The sequence below is a fragment of the Nocardioides sp. PD653-B2 genome, from assembly GCF_002117935.1.
In the GTDB taxonomy this organism is placed as follows: Bacteria; Actinomycetota; Actinomycetes; order Propionibacteriales; family Nocardioidaceae; genus Nocardioides.
Window position 1 is genome coordinate 51,635 of sequence record NZ_BDJE01000009.1, and the last position, 15,524, is coordinate 67,158.

Genomic DNA, 15,524 nt, shown 5'->3' on the forward strand with positions numbered 1-15,524 from the left:
GAGTTCGCCCAGCGGGCGGCGGCTTCCGGATGTTCACTCGGCGTTCACGTCCTCGCCCCGGCTGGTCACCTCGCCCACCTAGGCTCCTGGGCATGCGTGAGGCCTTCCATGAACAGCTCGACTCCATGTTCGACGACCTTGCCGACATCTGCGGCAGCGTCGAGACCGCCGTCCGGCTCGCGACGGAGGCGCTGCTGACCGGCGACGCCGGGATCGCCGAGAAGGTGATCAGCGCGGACGCCGACATCGACCGCGCCCGGGAGCGGGTCGAGGACTCGGCGTTCCTGCTGCTCTCGCTGCAGCAGCCGGTCGCCAGCGACCTGCGCACCGTGGTCGCCGCGCTCCGCATGGTCAGCGAGCTGGAGCGGATGGGCGACCTCTCCGTGCACGTCGCCAAGATCGCCCGGCTGCGGGTGCCCAACCTCGCCGTCCCGGATGCGATCCGCCCGACCATCGAGCGGATGGCCGAGGTGGCCGAGGAGATGGTGGTCCGGGTCTCGAGGATCATCAAGGAGCGCGACATCGACGAGGCGCTCGCCCTCGTGAGCGCCGACGAGGAGATGGACCAGCTGCGTCGCACCAGCTTCGCCGAGCTGCTGTCCGCCGACTGGGACCACGGTGTCGAGGCGGCGGTCGACGTGGCCCTGCTGGGCCGCTACTACGAGCGGATCGCCGACCACGCCGTCTCGGTCGCCAACCGGGTCGTCTTCGTCGTCACCGGCGAGAACCCGGCCTCCGTCGACGCCTAGCGGAGACGCGTCAGCGGATCCGCTGATGGTGGTCGAGCGAGGCGCGCGACCGAGCCTGCGAGGACGCGACCGACGTGTCGAGACCCCGGAAAGCCAAGGTACGACGGTGGGCTGCGGGGGTCTCGACACGGTTGCTGCGCAACCTGCTCGACCAACGGAGGGGCTTGTTCAGCGACCTTGGTTCGCGACGGCCGCAGCCGCCTCGGCGGCCGCCTCGGGGTCGAGGTAGCGCCCGCCCGCGACGGTGGGGGTCATCGTGTCGTCGAGCTCGTAGACCAGCGGCATGCCGGTCGGGATGTTCAGCCCGGCGATGTCCTCGTCGCTGATCTCGTCGAGGTGCTTCACGATCGCGCGCAGGCTGTTGCCGTGGGCGGCGATCAGCACCGTCTTGCCGGAGCGCAGGTCGGGCACGATGCCGGACTCCCAGTAGGGCAGCATCCGCGCGATGACGTCCTTGAGGCACTCGGTGCGGGGCATCTCGTCGCCGAGGTCGGCGTAGCGCGGGTCTCCGACCTGGGAGAACTCCGAGTCGTCGTCGAGGGGCGGCGGTGGCACGTCGAACGAGCGGCGCCAGAGCATGAACTGCTCCTCGCCGTACTCCTCGAGCGTCTGCTTCTTGTCCTTGCCCTGCAGCGCCCCGTAGTGGCGCTCGTTGAGCCGCCACGACCGGCGGACCGGGATCCAGTGGCGGTCGGCCTCGTCGAGGGCGAGGTACGCCGTGTTGATCGCGCGGCGCTGGACCGAGGTGTGCACGACGTCGGGGAGCACGCCGGCCTCGCGCAGCAGCTGGCCGCCGCGGGTCGCCTCGGCCTCGCCCTTCTCGGTCAGGGCGACGTCGACCCAGCCGGTGAAGAGGTTCTTGGCATTCCACTCGCTCTCGCCGTGGCGGAGCAGGATGAGCGTGTGGGACATGGTCACTCCTGCTCGGGTGCGCCGGTCTCGTCGCACTGGTCGTCGCCGGCGGGCGTCGGCGCGTCGGACGCCCCGTCGGACGCGGAGGTGTCGAGGCCCTCGTAGGGGCCGCAGTCGGTGACGGTCGGGACCTGCATGTCCACGGACTCCCCGTCGCCGAAGGTGATCGTGACGTTGACGAAGTCGCCGGCCCCGAGCTCGCCGGTCACCGGGATCCCGCCCTCGGTCGCGAGGTTGACCAGCGCGCCGGGGGCGATCTCGATCGGGTCGAAGTCGCCGACCTCGAGCGCGCTGTCGTCGCCGGCACCGGCGAGCGACTCGACGGTCGCCGGCTCGTCGGTCGAGTTGTTGGCGAAGGACGCGACGAAGGTGCCCGAGCCCTCCTGGGCGGAGACGATCACCGCGTTGAGCACGTCGACGGAGGCGTCGCGGTCGTTGACGCCGTTGCCGGGCGTGTAGACGCGGTCGGTCGCGTAGCCGAAACCGCACGAGGAGAGCGTGGTCGCGAGCACGGCGGCTCCCACGGCGGCGAGCAAGCGAGCGGGCGGGCGGAGCTGCATCTTGATGGCCTTCACGAGTCGTCTTCGGCAGGTGGCGCCCACAGCCTAGCGTCCGTCACCGGGGGGTCGACGCACGCCCGGAGGGGCGGATCATCTGCCCGTCACCTGCTGAGCCCGACCGCGTTCCCGACCACCAGCAGGCCGACCACGTCGAGCACGGTCCAGGCGAGCGCGAGCACCAGCAGGCGGGTCGCGCCGATCTTCAGCGCGAGGCGCAGCGACAGGTGCCGGTAGCCGTCTTCGTGGTCGGCCACCAGGCCCGGCAGCGCGCTCAGGACGTGCACGCCGATGCCGAGCAGCGCGGCCAGCACCACCATGGCGACCTGCGGCGGGTTGCCGGTCGCCTCGCCGCCCCACCCGCCGTACGACAGGAAGGCGGGGTAGAGCGCGAACGCCGCCGCCCAGGTCACCCACGACAGCAGGCCGCGTCGCAGCACCACGTTGCCGACCAGCCCGATGCCCAGCGACGCGAGGTAGAGACAGCCCGCGGTGACGCCGTTCGAGACCGCCAGCGGGACGACGAGCAGCACCGCGCAGATGAGCGCGAACCACGCGGTACCCGGATCGAGGTAGCCGTCGGCGATCGGCTTGCCGCTCGGCAGCCGACGCTCGTCGCGGCGTCGGTCCATCAGGTCGTTGTGCCAGCCCAGGATCGCCTGGCCCACCAGCACGGTGGCGAACACCAGCGCCACCTCGCGGCCCGCGCGACCGCTGATCGCGGCCGCGACGGCGAGGCCGACGGCCGTGATCAGCGCCTGCCGTGGATGTGCCGCACGCAGCAGGAGGACCGGGGTCGTGTGGGCGAGGACACGGCGCCGCTCGGGCCGCCGGCGGGCCGCGGCCGGGGCCGCCGCAACCGGCTCGGGGGACGGCTCGGCTGCCACCTCGTCGGACGGCGTCGGAGGGGTGCCGCCGACGTCCGGTTTCTTGCGGCGGCGCAGGGTCGGCGACATACCCCGCAGTATCAGCGAGATATCTCGCCGGGGAGGGCATTCGGCGCGACCGGTGGGTCGCGCCGGCAGCCCCACGGGGGGCCGCCACCACACGACAGGCGATTCTGTCAAGCCCGCATTGTGCCCCTGACCTGCGCAAACGTCGGAGAGGCCGCTTCGAACGCGTGTTAGAATGGCCTCCTAGGAAGGGGTACCTGACATATGACTTTCACCGTCGGCGAAACGGTTGTTTACCCGAATCACGGAGCCGCTGTCATCGAAGACATCGAGATGCGGACCATCAAGGGGGAGGACCGGCAGTACCTCGTCCTGCGCATCGTCGCCCAGCAGGACCTGGTAGTCCGGGTCCCCGCCTGCAACCTCGATCTGGTCGGGGTTCGCGACGTCGTCGACAAGGAGGGCCTCGACCGCGTGTTCGACGTCCTGCGTGCCGCGCACGTGGAGGAGCCGACCAACTGGTCGCGCCGTTACAAGGCCAACCTCGAGAAGCTGCACAGCGGCGACGTCATGAAGGTGGCCGAGGTCGTCCGCGACCTGTGGCGCCGTGAGCGCGACCGGGGTCTGTCCGCCGGTGAGAAGCGGATGCTGGCCAAGGCCCGGCATATCCTCGTCTCCGAGCTGGCGCTGGCCGAGCACACCAACGAGGACAAGGCTGAGGCCATCCTCGACGAGGTCCTCGCTTCCTGAGCGACTGACTTCCACCGACACCCGCGAGGCCCCCGGAGCGATCCGGGGGCCTCGCGCATTTCCGCGTAGGGTCGGACCGTGGACTACGGCGACGAGGACGAGGCACCCCCCGCGCTCGGCTCGGTGGTCGAGCAGGACCGCGGGACCTTGCCGTTCGAGCTGATCCACGGAGAGGGACTGGTCGCCTGCGCCGCCTGGGCGCTCGGGGCGGCGGGGGTCACTCCGGTCGACACCGGCACCCCCTGGGAGGCGCTGGTCGAAGCGGCGGAGCCGTTCGTGCTGCACGACGCGCTCTGCCCGATGACGCCCCCGGACTTCATCGCGGCCTGCCTCGCGCGGGCCCTCGACCACGCGTGCGTCGTGGTCGGGGTCCGGCCGGTGACCGACACGGTGAAGGCCGTGGCCGACGGGCTGGTCGGCGCGACCGTGGACCGTGCGTCCCTGGTCGCGGTCGCCTCCCCGGTGGTGCTGCCACCGGCGGTCGTCGCCGCCCTCGACGGGCTGCCGTCCTCCGACTTCGTCGAGCTCGTGGCGGCGCTGCGCGGCCGCTTCCCGGTCGAGCTCGTCGAGGCGCCACCCGAGGGCCGCCGGGTCGGCTCGGTGGACGACGTACGGGTGCTCGAGGCGCTCACCGCAGGCGGTCGACCAGCTCCAGGTCCTCGGCGAACGTGATCTTGAGGTTCTGCGGCGTGCTCGGCACCGCCGCGACCGCCAGGTCCGTGTAGCGGGCCAGGCAGGCGGCGGTGTCCGTGCCGTCGAAGCCGTCGGCGTCGGCCCGGGTGTAGGCCGCGAGCAGCTCGGGCGCGCGGAAGGCCTGCGGGGTCTGCACGCCGTCGAGCTCGGGCGGCAACCGCCGCCCGTCGAGCGCGATCAGGCCGGGGAGGTGGACCACCGGGATGGCGCCGCCGTGCGCCCGGGCCGTCTCGATGGTGCGCGCGAACAGCTCCCGGCCGGCGAGCGGTCGCGCGCCGTCGTGGATCGCGACCACGTCGATCTCGCCGGACCTGATCTCCGGAGCCAGGGCGCGCAGCGCGTTCCACTCCGAGCCGTGCCGGGTGGCGCCGCCGTCGACGACGCCCACCTCCCGGTCGCCGAGGTGGGGCACCAGGGCCGCCGCGACCAGGTCCTGCTCGCCGGGGCGGACCACGACCAGGACCCGCCGTACGTCGGGGAGCGCGAGCGCGTCGCGCACCGACCAGACGAGCACCGGGGCGTCGCCGAGCGGGAGCAGGACCTTGTTGGTGCCGGCCCCGACGCGCGTGCCGGAGCCCGCGGCGAGGATGACGACGGCGGCGGGCACGCCCGGAGTCTACGAAGTCGACCGCCCGACGTCGGCGTCCGCGCACCGGATCGGGTCGTCACGAGGGGCGGGCAGGTGTTTTCACGCTTGTTACACGACGAAACAGGGCCTCAACACCACGACTCTACGTTCGTCGGACCAGGAAGGGGGCCTCGATGGCACCTGTGGCGCCGGCGGAGCCACGCCCATGACGCCGCCGGCGGGCGCGCGGGGCAGCAGCACCGAGGAGTGGCAGCCCGTCTGTCGGGTCGCCGAGCTCGAGGTCGAGCGCGGGGCGACCGCCCTGGTGCACGGGCAGGCGCTCGCGATCTTCCGCACTCCCGACGACCGGGTCTACGCGCTGGGCAACCACGACCCGTTCTCGAAGACGTCGGTCATCGCCCGCGGGATCGTCGGGACCCGGGGCGGCGTCCCCTTCGTCGCGTCACCGATGCACAAGCACGCGTTCGACCTGCGCAGCGGCAGGTGCCTGGACGACGACCACGTGTCGATCCCGGTCTACGACGTCCGGATCGTCGAGGGCGTGGTGCTCGTCGGGCACCGGCGTGTCGAGACCGGGTGGGTCTAGACGGCGAGGTGGACGAGCGCGGTGGCGATCGCGGCGACACCCTCACCGCGGCCGGTGAGGCCCAGGCCGTCGGTGGTCGTCGCGGACACCGACACCGGCGCACCCACGGCGGCGGAGAGCGCGGCCTCGGCCTCGGCGCGGCGCGGCCCGAGGCGCGGCCGGTTGCCGATCACCTGGACGGCGACGTTGCCGATCTCGAAGCCGGCGGCGCGGACGCGGGTGGCGGTCTCCGCCAGCAGCGCCGCACCGGACGCACCGGCCCAGGCCGGGTCCGACGTACCGAAGTTCGAGCCGAGGTCGCCCAGGCCCGCCGCCGACAGCAGCGCGTCGCACGCGGCGTGCGCCGCCACGTCGGCGTCGGAGTGACCCTCGAGACCCTGCGGCTCGTCGGGCCAGGACAGGCCCGCCAGGTGCAGGGGAGCACCGTCGACCAGACGGTGGACGTCGGTTCCGATGCCGATGCGGGGTGGCTGCTGCACACGAGGATCATGCCTGAGCCACAATCACTCGGTGAGAACCTCCCGCGGTGCGTGGTCGCTGGCCGGCCTCGTCGCCGGATTCGCGGGCCTGGCCGCGAGCTACTTCGTCGCGATGGCGATGACCATCCGCGACGCGCCGCTGGTCGCCGTCGCCGAGCGGGTGATCCGCCTGACCCCCGGCGGCATCGCCGAGCGGGCGATCCGGATCCTGGGGCACCACGACAAGACGGTCCTGCAGCTCGTGATCTTCATGCTCTGCGGGGTGCTCTTCGCCTGGGCCGGCCGGCTCGCCCGCCGGACCTGGTGGGCGCCCACCGTCGTCTTCGCGGTGCTCGCCGTGGTCGGGGGTGTGGCCGTGTGGTTCCAGCACGGCGCCACGACGCTCGACCTGCTGCCGGTCGCGGTCGGGTTCGCGACCTGGCTGGTCTGCCTGTCCCTGCTCACCGAGCCGCTGCGCCGTCACGAGCTGGCCCTCGAGGCCGCCCCCGACGACCTGGACCCGTCCCATGCGGACCATCCGGACCACACCCGGCGCAGCTTCCTCCTGCGCGCCGGCGCGATGGTCGTCGCCGGTGCCGTGCTCGGCGTCGTCGGCCGCGCGGTCGGGCGGGGGCGCCGACACGTGGAGGAGACCCGGCGGCTGCTGCGGCTGCCCGGGGTGACGCCGCCCGAGGTGCCGGTCGGCGTGCGGGTCGGCGTCAAGGGGGTCTCGCCGTGGATGACCCCGAACGACGACTTCTACCGGATCGACACCGCGATCGTGGTGCCGACGATCGAGCCGGCCGACTGGGCGCTGCGCATCCACGGCATGGTCGACCGCGAGGTCGTGGTGACCTACCAGCAGCTGATCGCCCGCGAGATGACCGAGGCCTGGGTCACCTTGAACTGCGTCTCCAACGAGGTGGGCGGCGACCTGATCGGCAACGCCTGGTGGAGCGGCGTGCGGATCGCGAGCCTGCTCGAGCTGGCCGGGGTCCAGCCCGGCGCGGACGCCGTGCTCCAGACCTCCTCCGACGGGTGGACCTGCGGGACGCCGCTGAGCGCCCTCGCCGACACCGAGCGCGACGCGCTGCTCGCCGTGGCCATGAACGGCCAACCACTGCCGATCGACCACGGCTTCCCGGTGCGCACCGTCGTCCCCGGGCTCTTCGGCTACGTCTCCGCGTGCAAGTGGGTCGTGGAGATGAAGGTGACCCGGTTCGCCGACATCGAGGCGTACTGGACCGGCGAGGGCTGGTCCGAGAGGGGCCCGGTCAAGTTGTCGTCGCGGGTCGACGTGCCTCGCGACGGGACCGAGGTGCCGGCCGGGATCGTGACCGTCGCCGGCGTCGCCTGGGCGCAGCACACCGGCATCGAGGGCGTCGAGATCGCCCTGGACGGCGAGGCGTGGCGCCCGGCGCGCATCGCCGCGGTGCCGAACGAGGACACCTGGGTGCAGTGGGCCGCGGCCCTCGACGTCGGGCCCGGCGATCACACCGTCAAGGTGCGCGCCACCGACCGGTCCGGGCTCGTGCAGACCGGCGTCATCCGTGAGGTCGTCCCCGACGGTGCCACGGGCTGGCACACCATCGGCTTCACCGCGAAGGAGCAGGACACCGATGGGTGACTTCACCGACAAGCAGGGCGCCGCGCTCGTCGTGGGCGGCAGCGGCGGCCTCGGGCTCGCAGTCACCCGGATGCTGGCCCGCCGAGGGTCCGACGTGGCGCTGACCTACCGCTCCCGCCCCGAGGCCGGTGCGGCCGCGGTCGAGGCCGCCCGCGAGTGGGGCCGGCACGCGTCGTCGTACGCCCTCGACCTGGGCTCGGAGTCCGCGGCCGACGCCGCCGCGGCGGTCGTGGCCCGGGTCGTCGAGACGTACGGCGGCCTGCACACGCTTGTCTACGCGGCGGGGCCGCACGTCGCGATGTTGCACCTCTCGAACGTCGCGCCCGCGACCATGGCGGCCCAGCTCGCGGTCGACGCGGTCGGCTTCTTCGCGGCCGTGCACCCGGCGCTGCCCGCCCTGCGCCAGGCGCAGGGGTCGGTGGTCGCGATCACGACCGCCGCCACCGCCCGGTTCCCGACCCGCGACGGCCTGTCCTCGGTGCCGAAGTCCGCGGTCGAGGCGATCGTGCGCGCGCTCGCCGCCGAGGAGGGGCGCTTCGGCGTGCGGGTCAACGCGGTCGGCCCGGGCATGCTCACCGACGGCATGGCGGCCCGGCTGATCTCGTCGGGCGAGCTGTCCGACGAGGCGCTCGCGATCACCCGCGCCAACATCGCGCTGCGCCGGTTCGGCAACGCCCACGACATCGCCGAGGCCGTCTGCTTCCTCGCCTCCGACCGGGCCGGCTTCATCTCCGGCCAGAAGCTGGACGTCGACGGCGGCTACTCGGTCTAGCGCGTCTCCGCTACCAGTTCGCGTGGGTGCCGCCCGGGAGGGGGTGGGCGTCGTCGGTGATGACGTAGACCGTGCCGCCGGAGGCGGGGATCCAGGCGTCCTCGAACTCGCCGCGGTCGTAGGTGCGCCGCACGCCGGCGCGGCGGGCCGCCGCCGGGTCGTTGACCACCACGTCGCCGGAGGCGGTGAAGCCGACGATCACCAGCAGGTGGCCGTGGGTCGACGAGATCGGGGCGCCGGAGAGCTCTCCGGGGCCGAACGCGATCGAGGCGACCAGCGGGATGCCGGCGGCGATGAACCGCTCGGCCTCCCGCAGCGACCGGAGCCGGGTGACGAACGCGTGCCCCGCGAGCGGCGCGGCGTACGCCGTGTTGAACGGCCAGTTGCCGGTGCCCTCGTAGTCGGCGTCGTAGGTCATCCGCGCGGCGTGGTCGACCCACGGGTCGACGTGGCCGGGCGTCACCCAGGCGTACGCCGAGGCGGGCGGCAGCGCGTCGTAGTAGCCGAGCACCATCGAGGTGGAGGTCGGCGAGCACCACGCCTCGCCGCCACCGCCGTACTGCGCGTAGTCGCCGTTGTGCACCATCTGCGAGTAGCGCGGCACGTCCAGCACGACGCCGCGGGCCACGCCCGGCTTCGAGGTCGCCACGTCGTCGACGTCGGGCAGCAGGGAGGCCATCGCGCCGACGGTGTCGACGGACGGCGATGCGGAGGTGGCGCCGGCGGGCCGCACGAGCGAGACCCGCAGCTGGTACGACGTCACGCCGTCCGGCACGACCCACGTGTCGACGTTGACCGAGGCGAGGTCGTCGGCCTGCCCCGAGCTCGTCGTACGGCGGAGGTGGCGGTCGCCCGCGGCCCAGCGCGCGAGCGTGTCCCAGCTCGACGTCGCGGACCCGGAGCGGCCGCGCACCTCGACCCGCACCCAGCTCGCGCCGGGGGTCCGCGCCGACCACGACGCGACCAGCCGGGTGAGCGCGAACCCCGGCGCGGTCCAGGGTGAGACCCACCGCCCCGTGTCGGACCCGGAGGCCAGCACCAGTCGGCCGGAGGCGACCCGCGCGCCGTCGAGCGTGCCGCCGCGCAGCTCGCCGGCGGAGTCCCACTGCACGTAGCTGATCCGGCGGGCCGGCGCGGCCTCGGCGGGCGCGGCGTGGACAGCGGGCGCGAGGGCGGCGCAGAGCATGATCGGGGTGACGATCGTGGATGTCAGTCGGCGCACCCACAAACCCTAGACTTGGTGGGTGACCTTCAGGCTGTACGACACTGCGACCCGCGAAGTCCGTGACTTCGTTCCCCTCGAGGAGGGGAAGGCGGGCATCTACGTGTGCGGCCTGACGGTCCAGTCGGAGCCGCACGTCGGCCACGTCCGCTCGGGCGTCAACTTCGACGTGCTCCAGCGCTGGCTGCGCCACCGCGGCTACGACGTGACCTTCATCCGCAACGTCACCGACATCGACGACAAGATCCTGGCCAAGGCCGCCGAGCAGGGCCGGCCCTGGTACAACCTCGCCTACGCGATGCACCGCGAGCTCGACCGGGCCTACGCCGCGCTCAACGTCGCGCCGCCGACCTACGAGCCCGGGGCCACCGGCCACATCCCGGAGATGGTCGAGCTGATCACCGCGCTCATCGCGCGCGGTCACGCGTACGCCGCAGAGGACGGCTCGGGCGACGTCTACTTCGACGTGCGCTCCTGGCCGCAGTACGGCGAGCTGACCCACCAGAAGATCGACGACATGGAGGCGGCCGAAGTGGCCGCCGATCCCCATTCAGCGGCCAGGAAGCGCGACCCCCGCGACTTCGCGCTGTGGAAGGGCTGGAAGAAGGATTCCGAGCCGGAGACGGCTGCGTGGCCCAGCCCCTGGGGTCCCGGCAGGCCCGGCTGGCACATCGAGTGCTCCGCGATGGCGAGCAAGTACCTGGGCCCGGCGTTCGACATCCACGGCGGCGGCGTCGACCTGCGCTTCCCCCACCACGAGAACGAGCAGGCGCAGTCCCGCGCGGCCGGCCACCCGTTCGCGTCGTACTGGATGCACAACGCGTGGATCACGACCTCCGGCGAGAAGATGAGCAAGTCGCTCGGCAACTCGCTCACGATCCCCAACGTGCTCAAGGACTTCCGCGGCATCGAGCTGCGCTTCTACCTGGTGGCCGCCCACTACCGCAGCCACGTCGAGTTCAGCTTCGAGGCGCTGGAGGAGTCGGCCGTCGGCTTCCGCCGCATCGAGAGCTTCCTCGAGCGGGTCGGCGCCGTCGAGGCGGGCGACGTCCCGCAGACCTTCACCGACGCGATGAACGACGACCTCGGCACCCCCGCCGCCGTCGCCGTCCTGTACGACGCGGTCCGCGAGGGCAACAAGCGTGACGAGGCCGGCGCCCGCGAGCAGGCGAGCGCCGTGGTCGCGATGCTCGACGTGCTCGGCCTCAACCCCGCCGACCCCGCGTGGGGTCCGGCCTCCAGCAACGACCAGCAGCTGACCGACGCCGTGGACGTGCTCGTCCGCGGCCTGCTCGAGCAGCGTGCCCAGGCGCGCGCGAACAAGGACTTCGCCGCCGCCGACGCGATCCGCGACCAGATCAAGGCCGCCGGCATCGCGATCACCGACACCCCCGATGGACCCGCGTGGTCCCTGGAAGCAGGCAAGAAGTAATGCCAGGCAATTCGAAGCGCAAGGGCGCCATCAAGAAGTCCGGCAAGGGCAACCCCACCGCCGGCTCCGGTGGCCGCGTCAAGCGCGGGCTCGAGGGCCGCGGCCCGACGCCGAAGGCGACCGAGCGCGAGTACCACAAGGCGCACAAGGCGGCGCACCGCGTCGACAAGTCCGCCGCCGCGCGCCCGAAGAAGCGGCGCACGGGCAGCACCGACGCCGAGTGGATCGCCGGGCGCAACTCCGTCGTCGAGGCGCTCCGCGAGGGCGTGCCGATCAACGGCGTGTACGTCGCCGAGGGCGCCGAGCGCGACGGGCGGCTGCGTGAGGCGTTCGCCCTCGCTGCCGACCGCGGGATCAGCCTGCTCGAGGTGACCCGCAACGAGCTCGACCGGATGACGTCCGGTGCCGTGCACCAGGGCCTGGCCGCGCGGATCCCGTCGTACGAGTACGCGCACGCCGACGACCTGATCGACATCGCGGCCGCCAACAACGAGAAGCCGCTGATCGTGGTCCTCGACCAGGTGACCGACCCGCGCAACCTCGGCGCCATCGTCCGCAGTGCCGCCGGCTTCGGCGCGCACGGCGTGGTCATCCCCGAGCGTCGCGCGGCCGGCATGACCGCGTCCGCCTGGAAGACCAGCGCCGGTGCCGCGGCCCGGATCCCGGTCGCGCAGACGGTCAACCTGGTGCGCCAGCTCAAGGCCTACCAGGACGCCGGCTGCATGGTCGTCGGCCTCGCCGCCGACGGCGACGTGTCGCTACCCGACTTCGAGCTCGCCGACGGACCGCTCGTCCTGGTGGTCGGCTCCGAGGGCAACGGCCTGTCGCGCCTGGTCGCCGAGACCTGTGACCAGCTGCTCTCGATCCCGATGGCCAACCAGCTCGAGTCGCTCAACGCCGGAGTGGCCGCGTCCGTGACGCTCTACGCGATCTCCGAGGCGCGCCGCTGATCGACCGACGGCGAGGCATCCGGATCCTGGCGTACGTCGGGGTCTGGCTGGGCTGCGCCCTCGTGGTCGGGCTGTTCCTCTTCCTGACCAGCAGCCGCTCGATCGTGCTGGCGAGCCACGACGCCGTGGTCCGGCCGAACTTCACCGGGCAGGCCGTCCTCCACACCGGCCCGGTGCTGCCCGACATCCGCGTCGGCGCCCCCGGTGCCATCGGCGTCGACATCCGGCTCGGCAAGACCGACGCCGCGTCGACCGACGAGCTGGTGAAGCGCTACGCGTTCATCGCCGGTGAGCCCGAGAGCCAGATCGCGAAGGTCACCGACGCGGTGCGCGCGATGGCGCTCGACGCCGCGCTCCGCGGCGCGATCGTCGGGCTCCTCCCGGTGCTGATCTGGCTCCTCGTCGGCCCGGCCCGGCGCCGCGAGGTGGCCCGCCGCGTCGACCTGCCCCGGGGGATCGCTGCCGCGCTCGTGGTGGTCCTGCTCGGGGTCGGGCTCTGGCAGCCGTGGAGCTCGGGCGACGACGCGGTCGAGGCGGAGCGCGACTGGATGCCGCTCGCGGACTTCCTCGGCCCCGAGGTGCCGCTGCCCGACGAGCTCGACGGGATCGAGGTCCGCGGCGACGTCACGACCGCGCAGACCCGGCGGCTGATCGAGAGCGCGATCGACACCTATGACAAGAGCAAGACCTTCTATGCCGACTCCGCCGACCTGGCCGCCTCCCTCGACCTGCGCGAGCCGGAGGAGGGCGACACCGTCGTCGCGTTCGTGTCCGACCGGCACGACAACATCGGCATGGACTCCGTCGCCCGGAGCATCGCCGACGCGGCGGGCGCGACGGCCGTCTTCGACGGGGGCGACGACACCTCGGCCGGCAAGAACTGGGAGGCCTTCTCCCTCGACTCGGTGACCAACGCCTTCGAGGACCTGGACCGGTGGGCCGTCGCCGGCAACCACGACCACGGCGACTTCGTGCACTCCTACCTCGGCGACCACGGCTGGACGATGCTCGACGGCGAGGTCGTCGACGGTCCGGGCGGGACGACGCTCCTCGGTGTCGACGACCCCCGCTCGAGCGGTCTCGGGAGCTGGCGTGACGAGACGGGTCTCAGCTTCGACGAGGTCGGCGCCCGGCTCGCCGACGTGGCCTGCGCGGCCGACGAACGGGTCACCACGATGCTCGTCCACGACGCGAACCTCGGCCAGCAGGCCCTCGATCGCGGTTGCGTGGACCTGGTCCTCGGCGGCCACCTGCACGTCCGGGTCGGGCCCGTCCGGGTCGTCGGCGAGGACGGGCAGGCCGGCTACCGCTACACGACCGGGACGACGGGCGGCGCGGCGTACGCCATCGCGATCGGCAGCAAGCCGCGGCGCGACGCCGACGTCAGCCTGGTGACCTACCGCGACGGCCGGCCCGCGGGCATCCAGTGGGTCACCCTGCGGACCAACGGCGTCTTCGTCGTCGGCGACTACGTGCCGCTGAGCTACCCCGACCGGTCCTGACCGGTTGGTGGGACGCCTCCGGGTTTCACCGGTTGACCGCCAGAACCCGCACGACACGCCGTCGCTGACCGGCGTGTCGTGCGGGGATCGGCGGCTGACCGGTGAAACCCGCAGCCGCGCGCCCAGGCAGCGGCCCGTCCTCGGGCTGGGCAAGACCACCGGCTGAACCGCCCGTGGCGTGCGTCACCTTCCCGGACCTGCCTCGTTGACCAGAACTGGTACACGTTCTAGTTATCGGTGGAGGGTCTCGTGCTCCAGCTTCCCCGCGCCGTGGTGGCATCGGTCGGCGCCGCACTGGCGCTGACGCTCGCGGCCTGCGGTTCCCAGCTCGATCCCGACACGGTCGCCCAGGTCAACGGGTCCGGAGTGGGGCCGAACGGCGAGGCCGTCGCCGGCGGTGGGGTCGCCGGACCGGACGGCAGCGTGCCCGGGACCGCCGGCGACACCGGCACCGGCTCCGGCACCACCACGGGCGGCGGGTCGACGTCGACCGGCGGCACGGGCGGCGGCGACGCCCCGCAGGGGACGGGCGACAACTCCGCCACCGGCAGCACCAAGGCAGCCAGCTGCGACGGGTTCGAGAACCAGCCCGGCATCACCGACAAGGCGATCGTGCTCGGCAACGCCTCCGACATCAGCGGGCCGGTGCCCGGACTCTTCGAGTCGTCGCAGGAGGGCGCCCGGGCGTACGTCGCCTACTTCAACTCCACCAGCGACATCTGCGGCCGCAAGCTCGAGCTCAAGACCTACGACAGCCGCACCGACGCGGCTGCCGACCAGCAGGCGTACACCAAGGGCTGCGACGAGACGTTCGCGATGGTCGGCTCGATGTCGGCCTTCGACTCCGGCGGTGCCTCGACCGCCCAGGGCTGCGGGCTCCCCGACATCCGCACGGCGGCGACGACCGCCGAACGCCTGGCCTGCACGACCTGCTTCGCAGCCGAGGCGGCCAACTCGCACGAGTTCCAGAACGCCGTGCCGGACTTCGTGCTGAAGAACTACGGCGACGCGGGCGACCACGCGGCGATGCTCTACATCAACGCCGGCGCCGCCGCGGAGAACGGGAAGACCCAGGCGGCCGCCATGGAGAAGCGGGGGATGCACTTCGACTACGTCCAGGGCATCGACATCGCGGAGTTCAACTACGCGCCGTACGTCCAGCAGATGAAGGACAAGGGCATCGAGTACGTCCAGATGATCGCGTCGAGCGCCCAGTTCGTCCGCCTGGCCCAGGCCATGCAGCAGCAGAGCTTCAAGCCGAAGATCTTCATGATCGACCCCACCGCCTACTCCCCGGAGTACGTCGAGAGCGGCGGCGACGCCGCTGAGGGCACCACGGTCTTCATCAACTTCACGCCGTTCGAGGAGGCCGGGAGCAACAAGGAGCTGCAGCTCTACCTGAGCTGGCTCCAGCAGGTGAAGCCCGGCGCGACGCCGAGCTTCTTCGGGCTCTTCGCCTGGTCGGCGGCCCGGCTCTTCGTCGAGCGGGCGACCGCGCTCGGCGGGAAGCTGAGCCGCAGCGCGCTGGTCGACGACCTCGAGGGCGTCGACGACTGGACCGCGAACGGCATGCACGCACCGCAGCCGGTCGGCTCCAAGCACGCCGCGCCGTGCTGGCGGTTCATCCGTCTCGAGAACGGCAGGTGGACCCCGGTCGGCGGCACGAAGTACCAGTGCAGCGGCGTCACGACGGTCGGCTGAGGAGATGTCCGTAACTCCCTGTGTCCCACGTCACCTTCCCGACCGTGTCTCGTTGTCGGGTGGAACGTGTTCTGGTTCCGGGAGGGATGCGATGCGTAGGCCGTTGCCGTTGGTCGCCGCCGCCGCGCTCT

General features: G+C 72.5%; 16 protein-coding genes. 10 read left to right on the forward strand and 6 right to left on the reverse strand.

What is annotated here, in order from left to right; all coding sequences use genetic code 11:
* The first annotated feature begins 92 nt into the window (after positions 1–92).
* Positions 93–749 (forward strand): phosphate signaling complex protein PhoU, encoded by a 657-nt coding sequence (phoU, locus tag PD653B2_RS03970; RefSeq protein ID WP_089503880.1) that lies wholly within the window; start codon positions 93–95, stop codon positions 747–749.
* Positions 750–917: 168 nt separating this feature from the next.
* On the opposite strand, the gene PD653B2_RS03975 is transcribed toward phoU, so the two are convergent.
* From PD653B2_RS03975 to PD653B2_RS03985, 3 genes are all read right to left on the reverse strand, one after another.
* Positions 918–1,661 carry a phosphoglyceromutase gene (locus PD653B2_RS03975; RefSeq protein ID WP_085871037.1) on the reverse strand — a complete coding sequence of 248 codons (744 nt, stop codon included), beginning with the start codon at positions 1,659–1,661 and terminating at the stop codon, positions 918–920.
* A 2-nt stretch (positions 1,662–1,663) separates the two neighbouring features.
* Positions 1,664–2,236, reverse strand: a complete 573-nt coding sequence (locus tag PD653B2_RS03980; protein ID WP_085871038.1) for a hypothetical protein — start codon at positions 2,234–2,236, stop codon at positions 1,664–1,666.
* 86 nt (positions 2,237–2,322) lie between these two features.
* The gene (locus PD653B2_RS03985) at positions 2,323–3,174 is read right to left on the reverse strand and encodes a UbiA family prenyltransferase (protein WP_085871039.1); all 852 of its coding nucleotides are present in this window, start codon (positions 3,172–3,174) and stop codon (positions 2,323–2,325) included.
* Between the two features lie 201 nt (positions 3,175–3,375).
* Here PD653B2_RS03985 and PD653B2_RS03990 point away from each other — a divergent pair, with 201 nt between their 5' ends.
* Together PD653B2_RS03990 and PD653B2_RS03995 are read left to right on the forward strand one after the other, a co-directional pair.
* On the forward strand, positions 3,376–3,861 hold the full coding sequence (locus PD653B2_RS03990; protein WP_085871040.1) for a CarD family transcriptional regulator: 486 nt from the start codon (positions 3,376–3,378) through the stop codon (positions 3,859–3,861).
* A 78-nt stretch (positions 3,862–3,939) separates the two neighbouring features.
* Positions 3,940–4,533, forward strand: a complete 594-nt coding sequence (locus tag PD653B2_RS03995; protein ID WP_242665128.1) for a 2-C-methyl-D-erythritol 4-phosphate cytidylyltransferase — start codon at positions 3,940–3,942, stop codon at positions 4,531–4,533.
* Here the strand turns inward: PD653B2_RS03995 and PD653B2_RS04000 are convergent.
* A complete protein-coding gene (locus PD653B2_RS04000) occupies positions 4,490–5,161 on the reverse strand; it encodes an IspD/TarI family cytidylyltransferase (RefSeq protein WP_085871041.1) in 672 nt (223 codons plus the stop codon). The two genes, PD653B2_RS03995 and PD653B2_RS04000, sit on opposite strands and share 44 nt — an antisense overlap.
* Before the next feature lie 187 nt (positions 5,162–5,348).
* Here PD653B2_RS04000 and nirD point away from each other — a divergent pair, with 187 nt between their 5' ends.
* Positions 5,349–5,729 (forward strand): nitrite reductase small subunit NirD, encoded by a 381-nt coding sequence (nirD, locus tag PD653B2_RS04005; protein WP_085871042.1) that lies wholly within the window; start codon positions 5,349–5,351, stop codon positions 5,727–5,729.
* Here nirD and ispF read toward each other — a convergent pair.
* Positions 5,726–6,208 carry a 2-C-methyl-D-erythritol 2,4-cyclodiphosphate synthase gene (ispF, locus tag PD653B2_RS04010; protein ID WP_089503881.1) on the reverse strand — a complete coding sequence of 161 codons (483 nt, stop codon included), beginning with the start codon at positions 6,206–6,208 and terminating at the stop codon, positions 5,726–5,728. The genes nirD and ispF overlap by 4 nt on opposite strands.
* A gap of 31 nt (positions 6,209–6,239) precedes the next feature.
* On the opposite strand from ispF, the gene PD653B2_RS04015 reads away from it, so the two are divergent.
* The gene (locus PD653B2_RS04015; RefSeq protein WP_085871043.1) at positions 6,240–7,814 is read left to right on the forward strand and encodes a molybdopterin-dependent oxidoreductase; all 1,575 of its coding nucleotides are present in this window, start codon (positions 6,240–6,242) and stop codon (positions 7,812–7,814) included.
* Entirely contained in the window at positions 7,807–8,586 is a 780-nt protein-coding gene (locus tag PD653B2_RS04020) for an SDR family NAD(P)-dependent oxidoreductase (protein WP_085871044.1), read from the forward strand. Before PD653B2_RS04015 ends, PD653B2_RS04020 begins: the two co-directional genes overlap by 8 nt.
* A gap of 10 nt (positions 8,587–8,596) precedes the next feature.
* On the opposite strand, the gene PD653B2_RS04025 is transcribed toward PD653B2_RS04020, so the two are convergent.
* Entirely contained in the window at positions 8,597–9,808 is a 1,212-nt protein-coding gene (locus PD653B2_RS04025) for a C39 family peptidase (protein WP_085871045.1), read from the reverse strand.
* Between the two features lie 22 nt (positions 9,809–9,830).
* Between PD653B2_RS04025 and cysS the strand changes: the two genes are divergently transcribed.
* From cysS to PD653B2_RS04045, 4 genes are all read left to right on the forward strand, one after another.
* Positions 9,831–11,240, forward strand: coding sequence for a cysteine--tRNA ligase (gene cysS / locus PD653B2_RS04030; protein WP_085871046.1), 1,410 nt, complete (start codon positions 9,831–9,833; stop codon positions 11,238–11,240).
* Positions 11,240–12,190 carry a 23S rRNA (guanosine(2251)-2'-O)-methyltransferase RlmB gene (gene rlmB / locus PD653B2_RS04035; RefSeq protein WP_085871047.1) on the forward strand — a complete coding sequence of 317 codons (951 nt, stop codon included), beginning with the start codon at positions 11,240–11,242 and terminating at the stop codon, positions 12,188–12,190. Before cysS ends, rlmB begins: the two co-directional genes overlap by 1 nt.
* Before the next feature lie 62 nt (positions 12,191–12,252).
* Complete coding sequence (locus PD653B2_RS04040) at positions 12,253–13,692, forward strand: metallophosphoesterase (RefSeq protein ID WP_242665129.1); 1,440 nt, start codon at positions 12,253–12,255, stop codon at positions 13,690–13,692.
* Positions 13,693–13,941: 249 nt separating this feature from the next.
* A complete protein-coding gene (locus PD653B2_RS04045) occupies positions 13,942–15,393 on the forward strand; it encodes an ABC transporter substrate-binding protein (RefSeq protein WP_085871048.1) in 1,452 nt (483 codons plus the stop codon).
* The last annotated feature ends 131 nt before the right edge of the window (positions 15,394–15,524 follow it).

Excerpts from the sequence above, each read along its gene's own strand:
- phoU (WP_089503880.1), top strand. The coding sequence starts at position 93 with ATGCGTGAGGCCTTCCATGAACAGCTCGACTCCATGTTCGACGACCTT.
- PD653B2_RS03975 (WP_085871037.1), bottom strand. The coding sequence starts at position 1,661 with ATGTCCCACACGCTCATCCTGCTCCGCCACGGCGAGAGCGAGTGGAAT.
- PD653B2_RS03985 (WP_085871039.1), bottom strand. The coding sequence starts at position 3,174 with ATGTCGCCGACCCTGCGCCGCCGCAAGAAACCGGACGTCGGCGGCACC.
- PD653B2_RS03990 (WP_085871040.1), top strand. The coding sequence starts at position 3,376 with ATGACTTTCACCGTCGGCGAAACGGTTGTTTACCCGAATCACGGAGCC.
- nirD (WP_085871042.1), top strand. The coding sequence starts at position 5,349 with ATGACGCCGCCGGCGGGCGCGCGGGGCAGCAGCACCGAGGAGTGGCAG.
- PD653B2_RS04020 (WP_085871044.1), top strand. The coding sequence starts at position 7,807 with ATGGGTGACTTCACCGACAAGCAGGGCGCCGCGCTCGTCGTGGGCGGC.
- rlmB (WP_085871047.1), top strand. The coding sequence starts at position 11,240 with ATGCCAGGCAATTCGAAGCGCAAGGGCGCCATCAAGAAGTCCGGCAAG.